The organism is Shinella yambaruensis (assembly GCF_050859155.1).
Lineage (GTDB): Bacteria > Pseudomonadota > Alphaproteobacteria > Rhizobiales > Rhizobiaceae > Shinella > Shinella yambaruensis.
The window spans coordinates 684394-701840 of the sequence record NZ_CP150638.1 but is presented as its reverse complement, the minus strand read 5'-3'; the positions used below and the strand labels follow the sequence as shown (position 1 = coordinate 701840).

16 protein-coding genes are annotated in these 17447 nt (G+C 68.5%); 4 read left to right on the top strand and 12 right to left on the bottom strand.

Annotation, left to right across the window (positions count from 1 at the left end):
- Positions 1 to 19: 19 nt before the first annotated feature.
- A complete protein-coding gene (locus tag WMC41_RS03345) occupies positions 20 to 1717 on the bottom strand; it encodes a response regulator (protein WP_432347026.1) in 1698 nt (565 codons plus the stop codon).
- Between the two features lie 307 nt (positions 1718 to 2024).
- Here WMC41_RS03345 and mutL point away from each other — a divergent pair, with 307 nt between their 5' ends.
- Together mutL and WMC41_RS03335 are read left to right on the top strand one after the other, a co-directional pair.
- Positions 2025 to 3833 carry a DNA mismatch repair endonuclease MutL gene (gene mutL / locus WMC41_RS03340; protein WP_432347025.1) on the top strand — a complete coding sequence of 603 codons (1809 nt, stop codon included), beginning with the start codon at positions 2025 to 2027 and terminating at the stop codon, positions 3831 to 3833.
- Positions 3834 to 4036: 203 nt separating this feature from the next.
- Positions 4037 to 4270 (top strand): DUF2093 domain-containing protein, encoded by a 234-nt coding sequence (locus WMC41_RS03335; RefSeq protein WP_244768114.1) that lies wholly within the window; start codon positions 4037 to 4039, stop codon positions 4268 to 4270.
- Between the two features lie 101 nt (positions 4271 to 4371).
- Here the strand turns inward: WMC41_RS03335 and lpxK are convergent, their stop codons facing one another.
- The 6 genes from lpxK to WMC41_RS03305 form a co-directional block, all read right to left on the bottom strand.
- The gene (gene lpxK / locus WMC41_RS03330; RefSeq protein WP_432347024.1) at positions 4372 to 5412 is read right to left on the bottom strand and encodes a tetraacyldisaccharide 4'-kinase; all 1041 of its coding nucleotides are present in this window, start codon (positions 5410 to 5412) and stop codon (positions 4372 to 4374) included.
- Between the two features lie 269 nt (positions 5413 to 5681).
- Entirely contained in the window at positions 5682 to 6416 is a 735-nt protein-coding gene (locus tag WMC41_RS03325; RefSeq protein WP_064329209.1) for an HAD family hydrolase, read from the bottom strand.
- A 13-nt stretch (positions 6417 to 6429) separates the two neighbouring features.
- The gene (gene waaA, locus WMC41_RS03320) at positions 6430 to 7743 is read right to left on the bottom strand and encodes a lipid IV(A) 3-deoxy-D-manno-octulosonic acid transferase (RefSeq protein ID WP_432347023.1); all 1314 of its coding nucleotides are present in this window, start codon (positions 7741 to 7743) and stop codon (positions 6430 to 6432) included.
- 108 nt (positions 7744 to 7851) lie between these two features.
- Entirely contained in the window at positions 7852 to 8088 is a 237-nt protein-coding gene (locus tag WMC41_RS03315; protein WP_244767894.1) for a DUF4170 domain-containing protein, read from the bottom strand.
- Between the two features lie 61 nt (positions 8089 to 8149).
- The gene (locus WMC41_RS03310) at positions 8150 to 8956 is read right to left on the bottom strand and encodes a 3'(2'),5'-bisphosphate nucleotidase CysQ (protein ID WP_244767895.1); all 807 of its coding nucleotides are present in this window, start codon (positions 8954 to 8956) and stop codon (positions 8150 to 8152) included.
- 4 nt (positions 8957 to 8960) lie between these two features.
- Positions 8961 to 10307: a TldD/PmbA family protein gene (locus WMC41_RS03305; protein WP_432347022.1), complete on the bottom strand. Its 1347-nt coding sequence runs from the start codon at positions 10305 to 10307 to the stop codon at positions 8961 to 8963.
- A gap of 110 nt (positions 10308 to 10417) precedes the next feature.
- On the opposite strand from WMC41_RS03305, the gene WMC41_RS03300 reads away from it, so the two are divergent.
- Positions 10418 to 12202, top strand: coding sequence for a monovalent cation:proton antiporter-2 (CPA2) family protein (locus tag WMC41_RS03300; RefSeq protein ID WP_244767897.1), 1785 nt, complete (start codon positions 10418 to 10420; stop codon positions 12200 to 12202).
- Positions 12203 to 12408: 206 nt separating this feature from the next.
- Here WMC41_RS03300 and WMC41_RS03295 read toward each other — a convergent pair whose 3' ends face one another.
- Genes WMC41_RS03295 through WMC41_RS03285 form a run of 3 tightly spaced genes read right to left on the bottom strand, consistent with a single transcriptional unit; the run spans position 12409 to position 15774 of the window.
- A complete protein-coding gene (locus WMC41_RS03295) occupies positions 12409 to 13275 on the bottom strand; it encodes a patatin-like phospholipase family protein (protein ID WP_272804582.1) in 867 nt (288 codons plus the stop codon).
- Between the two features lie 42 nt (positions 13276 to 13317).
- Positions 13318 to 13878 (bottom strand): 16S rRNA (guanine(966)-N(2))-methyltransferase RsmD, encoded by a 561-nt coding sequence (gene rsmD, locus WMC41_RS03290; protein ID WP_432347021.1) that lies wholly within the window; start codon positions 13876 to 13878, stop codon positions 13318 to 13320.
- A gap of 6 nt (positions 13879 to 13884) precedes the next feature.
- On the bottom strand, positions 13885 to 15774 hold the full coding sequence (locus WMC41_RS03285; RefSeq protein WP_432347020.1) for a pseudouridine synthase: 1890 nt from the start codon (positions 15772 to 15774) through the stop codon (positions 13885 to 13887).
- Positions 15775 to 15844: 70 nt separating this feature from the next.
- Between WMC41_RS03285 and WMC41_RS03280 the strand changes: the two genes are divergently transcribed.
- A complete protein-coding gene (locus WMC41_RS03280; protein WP_244767901.1) occupies positions 15845 to 16288 on the top strand; it encodes a nucleoside deaminase in 444 nt (147 codons plus the stop codon).
- 54 nt (positions 16289 to 16342) lie between these two features.
- Here the strand turns inward: WMC41_RS03280 and WMC41_RS03275 are convergent, their stop codons facing one another.
- Positions 16343 to 16828 carry a GNAT family N-acetyltransferase gene (locus WMC41_RS03275; RefSeq protein WP_432347019.1) on the bottom strand — a complete coding sequence of 162 codons (486 nt, stop codon included), beginning with the start codon at positions 16826 to 16828 and terminating at the stop codon, positions 16343 to 16345.
- 4 nt (positions 16829 to 16832) lie between these two features.
- The gene (locus WMC41_RS03270) at positions 16833 to 17447 is read right to left on the bottom strand and encodes a hypothetical protein (protein WP_244767903.1); all 615 of its coding nucleotides are present in this window, start codon (positions 17445 to 17447) and stop codon (positions 16833 to 16835) included.

Below are 17447 nucleotides of genomic sequence, written 5' to 3'. Positions count from 1 at the left end.
TTGACCGGCCCCATTCAACCTATGCGACAGATTTCTCCGGCTGACGGCCGGCATAGCGCCGGTAGATCGCCTCGATCATGTCCGGGCTGACCGGCTTGGTGATGTAGTCGTCCATGCCGGCGTCCATGCAGTTCTGCATGTCGACATTGAGCGCCTGGGCGGTGACGGCGACGATGGGTGTGTGGGTGCCCGTCAGCTCCTCGGCCTCGCGGATCTCCATCGCCGCATCGATGCCGTTCATCACGGGCATGGAAATGTCCATCAGCACGAGGCGCGGCTGGTGCTTGCGCCAGAGCATCACCGCCTCCTCGCCGTTCTCGGCGATGCGGTGCGAGATGCCCATGCCCTCGAGGATCTGCGAGAAGACGAACTGGTTGATCCGGTTGTCCTCGGCCACGAGCACCTCGATATCGCCGACGGCGCCCGGCAGCATGGCGGAAATGTCCGTCGCGATGTACCAGTCGTCCGACAGCGACACCGGCGTGATGATGTCGCCGAGCGGCGAATCGTTCTGCGAGAGCAGCTCGTGCTCCTCGACGAGCACGCGCATGAAATCCGGGCCGATGCCGTCGGGCGCGATCACCCGTGTGGCGATGCCGTGCGCATTGGAAAGGATGCGCTCGTGGTCCGGCAGGTTGTCGTCGATCACCACGAGGTCGATCGAGAGCCCTTCGCGGGCGGCAAGCGCGAGGAAGGCATCGTGCTCGCAGACGCTGCGCACCGCGCAGCAATCCGCCCCGCGCGCCCGGAACTCGCCGACCAGGATCTCCTCGATGCGCGGATTGGGCGTGGCGACCAGGGCACGCTTGCCGGAAAGCGCCCGCAGCTCCTCGCCGTTCAGCTGGCCCAGCAGCAGCCGGCGTTCGGCGTCGCGCACCGGATCGAAGCAGTTCTGCCCCTCGACGAAACCGCCCGGCACGCTGAGCACCACGTCGCCGCCGTCCGAAACCGCCCTGTTGCCGGCGACGAGCGTGGTCACATCCTCCATCAATGTGACGATGGCATGGTGGCCGGGCGCGCCGATGCGGTATTTCCGGGTGATGACGTAGAGATCGGCCCCATCCGCACGGATGACGTGCTCCGGCATGCTGTAGGGTTCGCCCGTCTCCAGCACCGCGCGGTCGGAGCGCTCGATGCGCTCGGCATTCTCCGCATCGGCAAGGTCCCAGACCGAGCGGCCGAGAATGCCGTCGGGATTGGCATTGTAGATCGCGCAGAAGGCGCTGTTGGCCGCGATATAGGTGAGGTTGCGGTCCTTGATGACGACCGGGGACGGCAGGGTCTCGAGGATCTCCTCGGTCAGCGCGATGCGCTCGAGGTCCGAGCGCCACTGCTCCTCCTGCTTCTTCTGCTCCGAAACGTCGACCAGGGTGGTGACATTGTAGCCGCTCGGCAGGCGGCGCTTGCGGAAATGGATCCAGCGGTCGCGGCCGAGCCGCTCGACGGCATCGTACTGCTCGCGCCAATGGGCCGAGATGCGGGTGGAAATCCACTCCTCGCGGTTGACCGCCTTGTGGCGCTGCTCGGGCGGAATGCCGTAGCGCACGCCGCTGTCGAAGATGGCGCCGAGCACGTCGCGCAGCCGCGTGCCGGGATTCAGCGTATCGGCGGGAATGGGAAAGTAGCGCAGGACCTGGCGGCTGGCGAAGACGAGGCAGTCGTTCTTGTCGTAGACGATCACGGCGGCGGCGAGGATATCGCACGCGGCCTCAAACATTCCCAGCCGGATGTTCGCGTCTGACGACGCTACATCATTCATAGTGGCAGACCTCGCCTGTCTGGCATTCCCGGACACATGCTGATCGGCGCGTCTTGCACCTTGGGACATACGGGAATGACAGCGGCCAGCGACGCTGAAATCGTCCACCGGAAAACCGGCCGGCTTGTGTTCATACAAGCGTCCGCGCACGTTGGCAGCATTTTATTAAAGCCTGATTAAACGATTTGCGGCCGCCGGGCGCCGCAAGGCGGAATAAGCCAACTTGCCCCTTCCAAGCCCCCGCCGAATCCGCGAAAATGGCGGTATGACCATCAGGCAGCTTTCCGAAACCCTCATCAATCAGATTGCCGCAGGCGAGGTGATCGAACGGCCGGCAAGCGCCGCCAAGGAGCTGATCGAGAACGCGCTGGACGCGGGCGCGACGCGCATCGAGATCGCGACGGCCGGCGGCGGCAAGACCTTGCTGCGCGTCACCGACAACGGCAGCGGCATGGCGCCCGCCGACCTGGAACTGGCGATCCGCCGCCACTGCACCTCGAAACTCGACAAGGACCTGCTCGACATCCGCACGCTCGGCTTCCGCGGCGAGGCGCTGCCCTCCATCGGCTCGGTGGCGAAGCTCTCGCTGCTCAGCCGTACGTCGGAGGCCGGCGAGGGCGCGGAGATCAGCGTGACCGGCGGCAGGGTGGAGCCGGTGCGGCCCGCCGCGGCCAATCGCGGCACGGTGGTCGAGGTGCGCGACCTGTTCTTCGCCACGCCCGCCCGCCTCAAGTTCCTGAAGAGCGAAAAGGCGGAGGCCTCGGCCATTGCCGACGTGGTGCGGCGCATGGCGATCGCCTTCCCGCATGTGCGCTTCGTGCTGTCGGGCTCCGACCGCACGACGCTGGAATTTCCCGCGACGGGCAGCGACAGGCTCGCCCGCATCGCCCAGGTGCTCGGCCGCGATTTCCGCGACAATGCCATCGAGATCGATGCGGCGCGCGAGGGCGTCCGGCTCACCGGCTTTGCCGGCGTGCCGACCTTCAACCGCGGCAACAGCCTCAACCAGTTCGCCTTCGTCAACGGCCGGCCGGTGCAGGACAAGCTGATCTGGTCGGCGCTGCGCGCGGCCTATGCCGAGACGATCCCGCACGGGCGTTATCCCGTGGCGGTGCTGGCGATCGAGATCGATCCGGCGCTCGTCGACGTCAACGTGCACCCGGCGAAATCCGACGTGCGCTTCCGCGATCCGGGCCTGGTGCGCGGCCTCATCATCGGCGCGATCCGCGAGGCGCTCGCCCGGGAGGGCGACCGGGCGGCAACGACCGGTGCGGCCGGCCTGATGCGCGCCTTCCGGCCGGAGGCGCAGCGCCCTCAGACGCCCTGGAGCCCGGCCGCCTCGCCCTACCGCCCCTTCGAGACGGCCGGCGCCGCGGCGCCGCATTTCAGCGAAAGACAGGCCGGCTTTGCCGATTTCGCCGCGCCCTCGGCGCGCGGCGAGCCGGCCTTCGCCCCTCCCTCCACCGCGCCGCGGGACGAGGAACCGCCGCAGCGCCACCCGCTCGGCGCGGCACGCGCGCAGCTGCACGAGAACTACATCGTCGCGCAGACCGAGGACGGGCTCGTCATCGTCGACCAGCATGCGGCGCATGAGCGGCTGGTCTTCGAGGCGATGCGCAACGCCCTCCATGCCCGGCCGGTGCCGGCGCAGGCCCTGCTCATCCCCGAGATCGTCGACCTTCCCGAGGACGATTGCGACCGGCTGGTCTCCCATGCGGAAGAATTCGCCCGCCTCGGCCTCGGCATCGAGCGCTTCGGGCCGGGCGCCGTCGCCGTCCGCGAGACGCCGGCCATGCTCGGCGAGATGGACGCGGCCGGGCTCGTGCGCCAGCTTGCCGACGAACTGGCCGAATGGGACACGGCGAGCGGCCTGAAGAACAAGCTGGAATTCCTTGCCGCGACCATGGCCTGCCACGGCTCGGTTCGCTCGGGCCGGCGCATGCGGCCGGAGGAGATGAACGCGCTCCTGCGCCAGATGGAGGCGACGCCCGGCTCCGGCCAGTGCAACCACGGCCGGCCGACCTATATCGAGCTCAAGCTTTCCGACATCGAGCGGCTGTTCGGCCGGAGCTAGAGCATTTCCAGCCGAAGCGACTTCGCTTCGGCTGGAAATGCGGGAAAACAAGAATCCAGAGCGTGAACCATTCTTTCAAAGCGAGCCCCCTTGGCCGGTGCGACAGCGAAAAGGCTGGAAATTTCGGCCTTGCCGGGATATGGCACGGTATCGACCGCGCAGCCGGCGCGTGACCCTGGATGAGACGGATATTGAGATCGATGATGAACCGTTTTGAAGGACGCGGCAGCCGCGAAGCGAAGATCCGCTATCTCGACGGCGATTTCCAGATCCTGATGCCCGGCTCGCACGTCATCTGCGCGATGACCGGCGAGACGGTGCCCGTCGACGAGCTGCGCTACTGGAGCGTCGCCCGGCAGGAGCCCTATGCCAGCGCCGAAGCCTCGCTCGAGGCCGAAAAGCGCGCCGGGGCGCTGCCGGTGCAGAAGAGGCAGTAGGCAGTAGGCAGTAGGCAGTAGGCAGTAGGCAGTAGGCAGTAGAGACTGCCCGAGAGTGCGGCGGCGTCAATTCCTATTGGCTACTGCCTATTGCCTACCCCCTATTTCGCGGCCGACCGCTGCAGCTTGCGCCGCCTTGCGCTGGCAATCGCCGCATCGATGATCGCATCCGGCCCTCTCGGATCGTCGAAGCGGATTTCCACCTCGATCACCCGGCTCTTCTCCTTCAGCTCCTCGGCGCGGCCATGCTCGCCGGCAAGGCGAACGCTGTCCTTCGCCGTGGTGACGAGCTGGTAGTTCAACCCTTCGGCATGGTCGAGGATCTCCGCGACCTCGTCCTCGGAGAGGTGATGATGATCGGGGAAGCCGCGCGTCACGTAGAGATGCGCCCCCGTCTCGGTGACGGTGCGGAAGAACTTCTCGTTGTCGGCAATGCCCGACCAGGCCATGACGACCTTGTCCGCGAGGTCTCCCGCGCCGACGGTGACGAGCGTGGCGGAGTGGATCGCCTTGCCGGCGCGCGCCGCCTGGCGGATCAGCGCGTCGGCGGCATTGCCGTTGCCGATCGCCAGAAGCGCGTTCGCCTGGCGCATCTGCTCGGCAAGCGGCGCGCGCACCGGCCCGCCCGGCACGAGATGGCCGTTGCCGATGCCGCGGCGGCTGTCGATGACCAGCAGCGCATAGTCGAAGGTGAGCTGCGCGCTCTGGAAGCCGTCATCCATGATGATGAGGTCGGCGCCCTCCTCCACCAGCCTGCGGGCGCCCTTGACGCGCCGGCGCGAAATCACGGTCAGCGCCTCGCGGGCGAGCAGCAGCGGTTCATCGCCGACGGCGCGGGCGCGGTGGTGGTGCGGATCGACGACGGTGGTCACGTCGAGCGAGCCGCCATAGCCGCGCGACAGGAAGCCGGGCTTGAGACCCCGCGCCTTGGCGGCGCGGGCGAGCGCGATCGCCGTCGGCGTCTTGCCGGCCCCGCCGACGGTGAAATTGCCGACGCAGATGACGGGCACGGCTATCTCGGCACGGCGGCCCTTGCGCATGCGCCGGCCGGCGATCAGGCCGTAAAGGCGCGAGACCGGCCAGAGCGCATAGGCCCGCCAGTCAGGCTTCGTCCACCAGAAAGGCGGCGCTTCACTTACCATTCCATCCCCCGCGGGCGTGCCGACCCGGTTCGTCGCAGCAAACGCGAGAAGTTGCGGAAAATCAACCGGGGGGATTTGCATCGGCTCCGAGGGGGGATGACCTGCCCCTCATCCGCCTGCCGGCACCTTCTCCCCGCAAGCGGGGCGAAGGGGAAGGCGCACTGTTTTCCCCAAACAGGAGGAGATGGAGGAGGCCTTTTCTGCTTGTCCCTTCTCCCCGCTTGCGGGGAGAAGGTCGCGGCAGCGGGATGAGGGGCCGCCCTCACCGCTCACGCCACCGGACGCGCGATGGCCGCCTCGGGCAGGAGCGGGACGAGCTCGGTGATGTCGGCAAGGCAATAGTCGGAGGCGTCCGACAGCGATTCCCGCGAGCCGGTGCCCGTCAGCACCGCGACGTTGAGGCCCGCGCCGGCATTGCGGCCCATATGCATGTCGTGGTTGTTGTCGCCGACGACGGCGACCTGGTGCGGCGCAAGGCCCGTCGCGGCGCAGAAGCCGAGCACCATGCCCGGCTGCGGCTTGGTGCCGAAGCCGCTGTCGTAACCGGCGACATAGTGCAGGTAGCCCTCGAAACCGAAGCGCTTCGCCGTCGCGCGGATCGAGGCCTCGTTGTCGCTGGAGGCGACGCCGAGCCAGTAGCCGCGGGCATGCATGGTGGCGAAGAACTGCGCAAGGTCCGTGACGGCGACGGCGAGCTGGGCCGAATTGGCGAAGAGGCCGTCGAAATGCGTCGCCAGCGCCTCCACCGTGAAGGGCGCGCCGGCCGCGACCATGCCCTCGGCGATCTCCACCGTGTTGCCGGCGGCAAGCAGGCTGTCGGGCGTGACATAGCCGGTGTCGGGGTCCATGCCGCCGGCCAGAAGCAGCGTGCGGGCCAGCGCCTCGTCGCCGGCGGCGGCGATGCGCGCGAGCTCGTAGTTCACCGGCACCCAGCTCTTGGCATAGTCGAGCAGGGTCCCGTCCTTGTCGAAGAGGATGCCGGAAATGGTCTCAGCCTTGGACATGACACGCCTTTCGTCAGGACGTCTGGCGCGGATGCAGGCGCGCCTTCACGGTGAGCGGGTTGATATAGGGCTCCAGCCCCTTGATGGTGGCGCGCAGCGCCCCGCGCATCTCCTGCACGGTCTCCTGCCCCGCCTCGATCATCTGCTTGCGCATCTCGTCGTTCATCAGGAGATAGTGTACGCCCTTGGCCAGCATTTCCGTGTCGCGCACCATCTTGGCGCTGCCGTTGCGGGCGAGCTGCTGGTAGGCCTCGCGGAAATTCTGCACATTGCCGCCGGACAGGATCGCGCAGCCGAGCATGGCCGGCTCCAGCGGGTTCTGCCCGCCTTCGGCGAACAGCGAGCGGCCGACGAAGGCGATCTCCGTCATGCGGAGGTAGAGGCCCATCTCGCCGATCGTATCGCCGAGGAAAATGTCGGTCTGCGGCGTCAGGGCGTCGCCGCGCGTACGGCGGGCGACCTTCAGGCCCCGTGCCTCCAGCATGTCGGCAATGGCGTCGCTGCGCTCGGGATGGCGCGGCACGATGATGGTGAGCAGGCCCGTGCGCTCCTTCAGCACCCGGTGCACATCGCCGGCGGCCGCCTCCTCGCCCTCGAAGGTGGAGATCGCCGCCCAGGTGCGCCGGCCCTGGATCTGGTCGAGATAGCTGCGCAGCACGGCGGAATCGGCCGGCGGCGCGTCCGTGTCGACCTTGAGGTTGCCGGAGACCAGCACCGGCAGGGCGCCGAGCGTGCGGAACCGGTCGGCATCGAGCTCCGACTGGGCGATGACGAGGGCGAAATTCTCGAAGATGGCGTCGGCGATGGCATGGCGCCGCTTCCAGCGCGGGAAGGAACGATCCGAGATGCGTCCGTTGACCAGGACCTGCGGGATGTGGCGCTTGCCGAGCTCGAGGATGGTCATCGGCCAGATCTCCGACTCCGCCATGATGGCAAGGTCGGGATGCCAGTATTCCAGGAACCGGCTGATCGCCGGCTTCAGGTCGAGCGGCACATACTGGTGGATGACATCCGTGCCCAGGCGGCCGCGCACGACCTTGGCGGAGGTGATCGTGCCCGTCGTCAAGAGCACGGCGATGCCGCGGCGGCGCACTTCCTTGATGAGCGGGATCACCGCGTTGGTCTCGCCGACGCTGGCCGCATGGAACCAGACCAGCGGCCCCGGCGGGCGCGCGACGCTGGCATAGCCGTAGCGCTCGCGGCGGCGGGAGCGGTCTTCCTTGCCCTTGGCGGCCCGGAACGTGAGATAGGGGCTGACGATCGGATAGAGCGCGACGCCGCCCCAGCGGTAAAGCGAAAGCGCGAAACGGGCGAGGCGCCGGCTCATGCGCAGGTGCCCTTGGTTGCGGCTTTCGTCTTGTTCGGGATCATGGAAGGTCCGGTCTCTGGTTCGGCGCGGCATCAAGCCGCGCGGAACGGTGTCGGGAAACGCGCCTCAGTTCTGCTGCGGATCCAGAAGCCGGTGCATGTGCACGATGAAATAGCGCATGTGCGCATTGTCCACGGTCTGCTGTGCCTTCGACTTCCAGGCGACGAGCGCGGAGGCATAGTCGGGGAAGATTCCGACGATATCGAGATCGTTGAGATCGCGGAACTGCATGTCCGTCAGCGTCGTCAGTTCGCCGCCGAAGACCAGATGCAGGAGCTGTTTCGGTTCTTTGCTTTCGGTCATGTCTTCTCTCTTTTTATGATGCCGATTTCGGCAATGGGTTTGCGGTATTCCGCACCAAAGGTCAATGGCCGGCAAGGTGCCGGGAGGCCTCGACAAGCCCGGAAAGCCGGGAAAATCCGGCCGCGGCCAGCGTCTCGTGGCTGACGGTCGGCCGGTTGTAGGACAGCGCCTCGCCGTCGAGCATGACAAGCGCCCCGCCGGCCTGCGCGAGGATGAGATCGGCCGCCGCCAGGTCCCAGTCGTGCGAATTGCGTTTCACCAATGTCGCGTCGATGCGCCCGTCCGCCACCATGGCCAGGCGATAGGCGAGCGAGGGCACATGGGAGATGCGCTGGACGCCGCCGATCATGTAGCGGTCGATGCCGTGCGCCATGTCCTCCGGCGCGGCGATGCGCGTCGGGCGGGCGGCGTCGGGATCAGTCGCACGGATGGGCTGGCCGTTCTTCAGCGCCGCGCCGCCCGCCGCCGCGGTGAAGAGTTCGTCGAGCGCAGGCGCGAAGAGGACGCCGGCGACAGGGCGCCCCCTGTGCACGACGGCGGCGCTGACGCACCAGACGTCCTTGCCGGCGATGAAGGCGCGCGTGCCGTCGATCGGGTCGATGACGAAGACCGTCTCGCAGTCGAGCCGGCCCGCATCGTCGTCGGTCTCCTCCGAGAGCCAGCCGTAGTTAGGCCGGGCCGAGAGCAGTTCCTTCTTGAGGATGTCGTTGGCCGCGAAATCGGCCGCGCTCACCGGCGAACGGCCGCCGTTCTTCCACCAGACCTCCGGTCCCTTGCGGAAGAAGTCGAGCGCCCGGGCCCCCGCAAGCCGCGCGGCGCCGGTGAGAAGATCGAGGTCGGCGGTCCAGGCGGTGGCGGGGCTCGGCATGGTCTCACGTCCCGGCAAGCGTCATGCCTTCGATGGCGAGCGTCGGCGCGGCGACGCCGAACGAGCGGTCGATATCGCTTGCCGGCGTGATGCGCAGGAACATGTCGACGAGGTTGGAGGCGATCGTCACTTCCGAAACGGGGAAGGTCAGCTCGCCGTTCTCGATCCAGTAACCGGAGGCGCCGCGGGAATATTCGCCCGTCACCATGTTGACGCCCTGGCCGATCAGCTCGGTGACATAGAAGCCGGTGCCGACGGAGCGGATCAGGTCCTCCGGCGCAATGTCGCCGGGCTCGAGCGCAAGGTTCGTCGAGGCCGGGTTGACCGCCGTGCCGCCGCGCACGCCACGCCCGTTGGTTTTCAGGCCGAGCTCGTTGGCTGTGGAGGTGGAGAGGAACCAGTGCTTGAGCACGCCATCCTCGATCATCGTGAGGCGCTGGCCGCGCACACCCTCGCCGTCGAAGGGGCGCGAGGACGAACCGCGCACGACCAGCGGATCGTCGGTGACGGACAGGCCCGTCTTCAGCACCTGCTGGCCCATGCGGTCGCGCAGGAAGCTCGTCTTGCGGGCGACGGCGGCGCCGTTGATCGCGCCCGCGATATGGCCGGCGATGCCGCGCGCCACGCGCGGATCGTAGACGACGGTGACGTTCTTCGCCGTCGGCACCTGGCGCGGGTTGAGCCGGCGCACGGCGCGGGCGGCCGCCTCGCGGCCGATGTCCCCGGCATCGCGCAGATCGGCGAAATAGAGGCACGAATCGAAGTCGTAGTCGCGCTCCATCTTCGTGCCCTCGCCCGCGATGACGCTGACGGAGCGGCCGAAGCGGCTGGCGCTATAGGCGCCGGAAAAGCCGTGCGAGGTGGCGAGCACGAGGCCGCCCATGCCGGCCGAGGCCCCGCTGCCGCCGGAATTGGTGATGCCGGGGACGGCAAGCGCGGCGGCTTCCGCGGCAAGCGCCGCCTCGGCCAGCTGCTCGGCCGAGACCTCGGTCGGGTCGAAGAGCTCGAGGTCCGGCCAGCCCCTGGCGAGATCGGCCTTGTCGGCGAGCGTGGCATAGGGGTCTTCCGGCGAGGCCTTGGCCATGGCGACGGCGCGCTCGGCGAGCACCTTCAGGTCGAAGCCCGGATTGGCCGAGACGCTGGCGACGCGCCTGCCGACGAAGACGCGCAGCGAGAAGTCGTCGCTCTCGGAGGCTTCGGTGCCCTCGACCTTGCCGAGCCGCACGCTGACGGAGGAGGAGCGGCCCCGGACGACGACCGCATCGGCCGCATCCGCCCCTGCGTGAACGGCGCGGTCGATGAGTTCACCGGCACGCGCGAGAAGGCTTGCGGAATCGATCGTCTCTGACATGACTTGGCCTTTCTTTGCTGCCCCATTTATTGTGCAGTCGCACGGGCATCAAGGGAGGCCGCTCCTTTTTTGCCGCGTTGCCGGTGCCCCTTCAGAAGAAAGCCCTCCGCATGGCCTATACCCACAGCCCGTATAACGAGGTCCTCATGATGCTCGGCGGGGCGCTGCTGGCCGCGCCGATCTTCAAGCGGCTGGGTCTCGGCACCATTCTGGGCTATCTCGCCGCCGGCGTGGTGATCGGCCCGATCCTGCACCAGATCCGCGACGGCGAGGAACTGCTGGGCGTCGCCGAACTCGGCGTCGTCTTCCTGCTCTTCCTGATCGGGCTGGAGCTGAAGCCCTCGCGCCTGTGGGCGATGCGTCGCGACATCTTCGGGCTCGGCATGGCGCAGGTCGTCGTGACCGGCCTTGCGCTGGCCGGCCTGACGCTCGCCTTTGGCCTCGAACGGTGGGACGGGGCGCTGATCATCGGCTTCGGCCTTGCGCTCTCCTCCACGGCCTTCGCCATGCAGATCCTCGACGAACGGGGCGACACCAACACGCGCTACGGCCAGCGGGCCTTTTCCATGCTGCTCCTGCAGGACCTCGCCATCGTGCCCCTGCTGGCGCTGATCCCGCTGCTCGCCGAGCAGGCGCCGCAGGACACGACGACGGCCTTCGAGGACTTCCTCATCGCCATCGGCGCCATCGCGGCGCTGTTTGCCGCCGGCCGCTACCTTCTCAACCCGCTATTCCAGGTGATCGCCCGCACCGGCGCGCGCGAGGCGATGATCGCCGCCGCGCTCTTCGTCGTGCTGGCCGCCGCCATGCTCCTTCAGATGGCCGGGCTCTCCATGGCGATGGGCGCGTTCCTCGCCGGCGTGCTGCTTGCCGATTCCTCCTATCGCCATGAACTGCAGGCGGACGTCGAGCCGTTCCGCGGCATCCTGCTCGGCCTGTTCTTCATGGCCGTCGGCCTGTCGCTGCATCTCGACGTCGTCTTCTCCAGCTGGCTGACGATCCTCATCGCCACGCCCGCCGTGATGCTGGTGAAGAGCCTCGTCATCTACGGCCTCTGCCGCCTCACTGGCTCCCCCCACAATGACGCGGTGCGCATCGCGCTCGTGCTGCCGCAGGGCGGCGAGTTCGGCTTCGTGCTGTTCACCGCGGCCTCGGCCGCCGGCATCTTTTCCGGCGGCCTCGCCTCGCTGCTCATCGCCATCGTCACCATCTCCATGGCGCTGACGCCGATCGCCGCGGCGCTCTCGCGCTTCCTCATCGTCGCTGACATCGAGGAGGAGATGGAGGAGGATTTCGAGGGCGCGGGCGCGGACGTGCTGATGATCGGCTTTTCCCGCTTCGGCCAGATCGCCGCGCAGATCCTTCTTGCCGGCGGGCGCGAGGTCACCGTCATCGACCATTCGACCGACCGCGTGCGTCAGGCGGCAAGTTTCGGTTTTCGCATCTATTTCGGCGACGGCACGCGCAAGGACGTGCTGCGCGCCGCCGGCATCGAACGGGCCAAGGTCGTCGCCATCTGCACCCAGGGCAAGGCGACGACGGATCGCATCGTCGACCTCGTGCAGTCGGAATATCCCAATGCCACGCTCTTCGTGCGCTCCTACGACCGGGTGCACACGCTGTCGCTGCGCGGGCGGGGCGTGCAGCACGACGTGCGCGAGACCTTCGAATCCGCCCTCGTCTTCGGCCGGGAAACGCTGGAGGAGCTCGGCGTGGAGCCGGACGACGCCCAGGCGATCGGCGACGACATCCGCCGCCGCGACCTCGACCGGCTGGAGCTGCAGGCCGTCGAGGGCCTTGCCGCCGGCCGGCACATGCTGCACAGCAAGCCGGTGAAGCCGGAGCCGCTGGTCAAGCCGAGGAAGCTGGCGCTGGACGAGGAGGAGAGTGCCTGAAGGCGGGCCCTTCGCCCGGAAAGCCCCCCTCTGCCCTGCCGGGCATCTCCCCCTCAAAGGGGGGAGATCGGCAAGACGCAAAAGACCTGCTCGATCAGCAATGCTGGAGATGGGCGAGACACCGCCCCATCCAATCTCCCCCCTTGAGGGGGAGATGCCCGGCAGGGCAGAGGGGGGTATCCCGGCTGCGGACTATGACCGTCGCCTCAAACCGCCGACAGCTTCTCGTCGAGCGCCCGTTTCAACTCGTCGCGGATGCCCGCGGAGGCGGCCAGCACCTCCTCGGCCCTGACGAAATCGAGCACGCGGAAGCGGCCGACATCGGGGCGGAGGAAAATGTCCGGCGCGCCCTTTTCCAGCTTCAGCGTGACGATGGAGCGCATGGTGAGCTGGGTGGCGCCGTAGAGGCTGTCGATGCTGTTGGGCATGCCGGCCGTGCCGGCGGGCGGGTGACCGATGACGTCGACGCCGATGGTGATGTCCGCCTTGCCGAGGAGATGATCGAAGGGCACCGGGTTCCACAGGCCGCCGTCGATCATCACCCGGCCGTCTATCACCACCGGGCGGAAGACGGCGGGCAGCGCGGCGGAGGCGGCGATCGCCGGCAAGAGCGGGCCGCTGTCGCAGACGCATTCGCACTGGGCGTAATAATCCGCGGTGACGATCTTCAGGGGAATGGAAAGCCCCTCGAAGGTCTCCGGCAGCCTTTCCGGCAGGAAGGCCTTGAGGATGCGCTCCAGGTCGAACTGGCCGACGCGGAAGCCGCGGGCGACGACCTCGGAAAAGCGGGTGGGCCGGAGGCTCCAGAGGCGGTTCATGATGCGGCCCGGATGGCCGATGGCGGCAAGCGTGTGCTCGCGGATCTCCCGGCCCGTCATGCCGGCCGCCCTTGCCGCGCCCATGACGGCGCCGATCGACGCGCCGGAGATCAGCACGGGGCGGATGCCGAGTTCGTCCAGCACCTCGATGACATGGATATGGGCAAGCCCGCGCGCGCCGCCGCCGCCAAGCGCGATGGCGACGGTCGGGCCGTCGGCTTGCGGCTGGTTTGCGGAAACGAGGGCGTCGGTCATGGCTCAGGTCTCCGGTTCGTTTCGGCAGCGCCGGCGAAAGGATCAGCCGGGGCGATAGCGGTAGAAATGCATGCGCGTGTCGCCGAAGGTGCGGACCTCCAGCAATTCGTAGCCATCGATGACGGCAGGCTGAATATCGGCACGCTCCTCGAGGATCGCAAGGGCGCCGCCGACGAGCCAGCCGCCACGGGCTGCCGCGTCGAGTGCCCGCTCGCCGAGGCCCTTGGCATAGGGCGGATCGGCAAAGAGCAGGTGGAACGGCTCCATCGTGCCGACGCCGCCGAGCGCCGTCGCATCGCGCCGGAAGATCTTCGCGCGGCCGATCACGCCGAGCGCCTCGATGTTGGAATGCAGGAGCCCCCTGCCCTCGACGCCCTGTTCGACGAAGAGCACCGCGCGCGCGCCGCGTGACAGCGCCTCGAGGCCGACGGCGCCGGTGCCGGCGAAGAGATCGAGCACGCGCGTGCCGTCGAGCGCCTCGGGATAGGCGTGCGAGAGGATGTTGAACAGGCTTTCGCGCGTGCGGTCGGTCGTCGGGCGGATATCGTCCGACGTCGGCGTCGCCAGCGACCGGCCGCGGAATTCACCGCCGACGATGCGCACGGCCGCTTACTTCCCCTTGCCGCGCGGGCGGCTGCCGCCTGCCGGACGGCCACCACCGGGCTTGCCGCCCGAAGGCCGCCCGCCCGGCTTGCCGCCGAAGGATTTGCCGCCGGGTTTTCCGCCGAACGGCTTGCCGCCATCGCGGCGCGGCGGGCGGTCCCCGAAGGACCGTTCGCCCTCTGCGCGGGGTTTGCGATCCCCGAAGGAACGCTCCCCTTCCGCGCGCGGCTTGCGGTCGCCACGGGCCGGGCGGTCCCCGAAGGAGCGCTCGCCCTCTGCGCGCGGCCGGCGATCGCCGCGCGGCGGGCGGTCACCGAAATCACGGGAAGAGCGGTCGTCGCCAGCGCCGGAGCGCTTGCGGCCGAAACCGCCGCGGCCGTCATCACCACGATCGCCGGTTTCAGGCGCGCTGGCGCGGATCCATTCGCCATCCTCGTCGCGCGTCTTCAGGATGCGCGGCTTTTCCGCCCGGTCGTCGCCGGGACGGCCGCGGGCCGGGCCCTTGCGGTCCGGGTCGAACTTCTTGGCCGAGCGCGTCAGCGCGCCATCGGCGGTGCGGCCGTAGCGCTTGGTCTTCGGCGCGCCTTCGGGGCGCTCGCGCGGCTCGCGCTTCACGCCCTCGGCGGCATCCGCCTTCTTTTCGGCAACGGGACGGGCGCCAGGCGCCATCCAGACATTCGACTTGCGGGCGCGCACGGCCGGTTCGCGCTTCGGCTTGCTGTCGAAACGGTCCTCGTCGCGGCCACGGCCGCCGCCCTGCGGCTTGTCGGCAAAGCGGTCGTCGCGCCGGGTGTCGAGGCGGGCGCGCGCCTTCTCGCGGCGGTCCTCCGGCTTCTCGCGCCGGCCGGCCGGCTTTTCGCCCCAGGCCGGAGCCTCGCTACGGCTCTTCGGCGCCGGCTTCTCGTCCGTGTCGACCGATGCATGGTCGAACAGCGGCGCGTCGAAATTCGCCTTGGATTCCTCGATGAGGCGCGGGCCGAGCTGGTCGCGCAGCGTGCGGCCGCGGATCTCCTGGGCATGGCCTTCCGGCAGTTCGCCGAGCTGGAACGGGCCGTAGGAGATGCGGATCAGGCGGTTCACGTCGAGGCCGAGCGCGCCGAGCACGTTCTTGACCTCGCGGTTCTTGCCTTCGCGAAGCCCCAGCGTCAGCCAGACATTGGTGCCCTGCGTCTTGTCCAGCGTCGCATCGATCGCGCCGTAGAGCACGCCGTCGACGGCGATGCCCTCCTTCAGCTTGTCGAGATCGGCCTGCTCGATCTTGCCGTGGGCGCGCACGCGGTAGCGCCGTAGCCAGCCGGTGGTCGGCAGCTCCAGCATGCGCGCGAGGCCGCCGTCATTGGTCAAGAGCAGGAGGCCTTCGGTGTTGATGTCGAGGCGGCCGACGGACATGACGCGCGGCAGGTCCTCGGGCAGGTTCTCGAAAACGGTCGGGCGGCCCTCGGGGTCGGCATTGGTCGTCACCAGGCCGGCCGGCTTGTGGTAGAGCCAGAGGCGTGTGCGCTCGATGCCGCGGATCGGCACGCCGTCCACTTCGATATGATCGGCAAGCGTGGCGTTGAGCACGGGCGTGTCCAGCACCGTGCCGTTCACGCTGACCCGGCCCTCCATGATCATGCGCTCGACATCGCGGCGCGAGGCGACGCCTGCGCGCGCCAAGAGCTTGGAGATGCGCTCCGGCGCCAGCTCGGCGCTGGCGGGTGCGGCCGGTGCCGGCTTGGCGGCACGGGCGGGCTTGCCGCCGCTCGGCGCGGACTTGCCCGCGAACGGCTTCTTGGCGCCCGACGGCTTGCCGGCGGAAAAGGGCTTCTTGCCCGCTGCGGCCGATGCGCCGCGCGGCTTGTGATCACGGCCCGCGGGCTTGGCGCCCGGCCGTTTTGGCTTGTCTTTGGATGTCATTTGTGTTGCCTGCGTTTTGCCGTGTCCTATCAGGTCAGGCGTCCGGGGTTAAGAGGAATTCGTGCCGCTCATGACAAATCGCTTCATGGAGATCGCGCTTGAGGAAGCCCGCGCCGCCGGCGCGCGAGGCGAGGTGCCGGTCGGGGCGGTGCTGGTGATGGACGGCGCGGTCATCGCGCGCGCCGGCAACCGCACGCGGGCGGAGAACGACGTGACCGCCCATGCCGAGGTCGCCGTCATCCGCGCGGCCGCCGGCAAGCTCGGGCAGGAACGCCTCGCCGGCGCCGACCTCTACGTGACGCTGGAGCCGTGCACGCTCTGCGCCGCCGCCATTTCCTTCGCCCGCATCCGCCGGCTCTACTACGGCGCGGAAGACCCGAAGGGCGGCGCGGTGGACAATGGCGTGCGCTTCTTCGCCCAGCCGACCTGCCATCACGCGCCGGACGTCTATTCCGGCATCGGCGGCCTGGAAGCGGCGGCGATCCTGAAGGATTTTTTTGCCGAGCGGCGCTGACCGGGCTTTTGGAGCATTTACGCTTTTCCTCAGGATCGCGAAACGCTCCATATTTCATCCGGCCGCGAACTTCTCCAGCTTGTCGCCGTCGAGGCGATAGCGGATCCATTCCGACTGCGGTTCTGCGCCGAGTGCCTCGTAGACGCGGATGGCCGGCGCGTTCCAGTCGAGCACGCTCCATTCGAAACGCCCGCAGCCCTCCCCCACCGCGATGCGGGCGAGGTGGCGCAGCAGCATCCTGCCGACGCCGGCGCCGCGATGGGCGGGCGTCACGTAGAGGTCCTCGAGGTAGAGCCCGTTCTTCGCCTGCCAGGTCGAATAGGTCTTGAAGAAGACGGCGGAACCGGCCGGCTCGCCCTCCTCCGTCTCGCAGATCACCGCACGGGTGACGGACCCCTCGCCGAACAGCGAGGCGGCGACGGTCTCTTCCGTCGCGGCGACCTCGCCGAGGGCGTTTTCATAATCGGCAAGTTCGCGGATGAAACGCAGGATGGTCGCGGCATCGCCCGCCGACGCCGCCCGAATGCGATAGTCCGTCACGGACTTAGAACGGCCACCAGGAGGAGCCGCTCTGCTTGGCCGCCTTGGCTTCCTTCTTGCGGCGGCGCTCCTTGACACGCTCCGGCTCGCCGAGATCGGCCTGGGCCTCCTCGGGAAGGCGGCGGTAATCCAGCGGCGGATCGCTCAGGTAGCGGCGCTTGTCGGCATAGGCCCCCATCTGCAGGCGGCGTGCCTCACGGTAGGCGGCCGTCTGCTCGGAAGCGGACAGCTTGCGGGTCGTCGTGCCCTGCGAGGCGAGCGGCGAGCGGTAGTTGATGTTCGAGCTGTTTTCATCCGCCTCGGCGCGCAGGCGCTCGCGCATGTCCTCCGGGCTCTCGACCCACGCCGGATTGTCCTTGTTGGCGACGGACTGCTGCGGCTCGCTGAGCGCACCCGCGTCCTTCGGCACGACTAGGCCGCCGCGGGGCTGGTAACGGATATTCTTCGCCTCTTCGTTGCTGCGGCGGAACATGGCGGCGTTGCCGAGGTCCTCCACCAGCTGCTCGCCGGTGCTCTTGCCCGTGCCGTAGGTCGGCCCCATGCAGCCGGTCAGAACGAAGCTTGCGCCCAAGAGACCGACCAGGCCGGTGCGCACCCGAATATTTCGCGTCATTCCCAT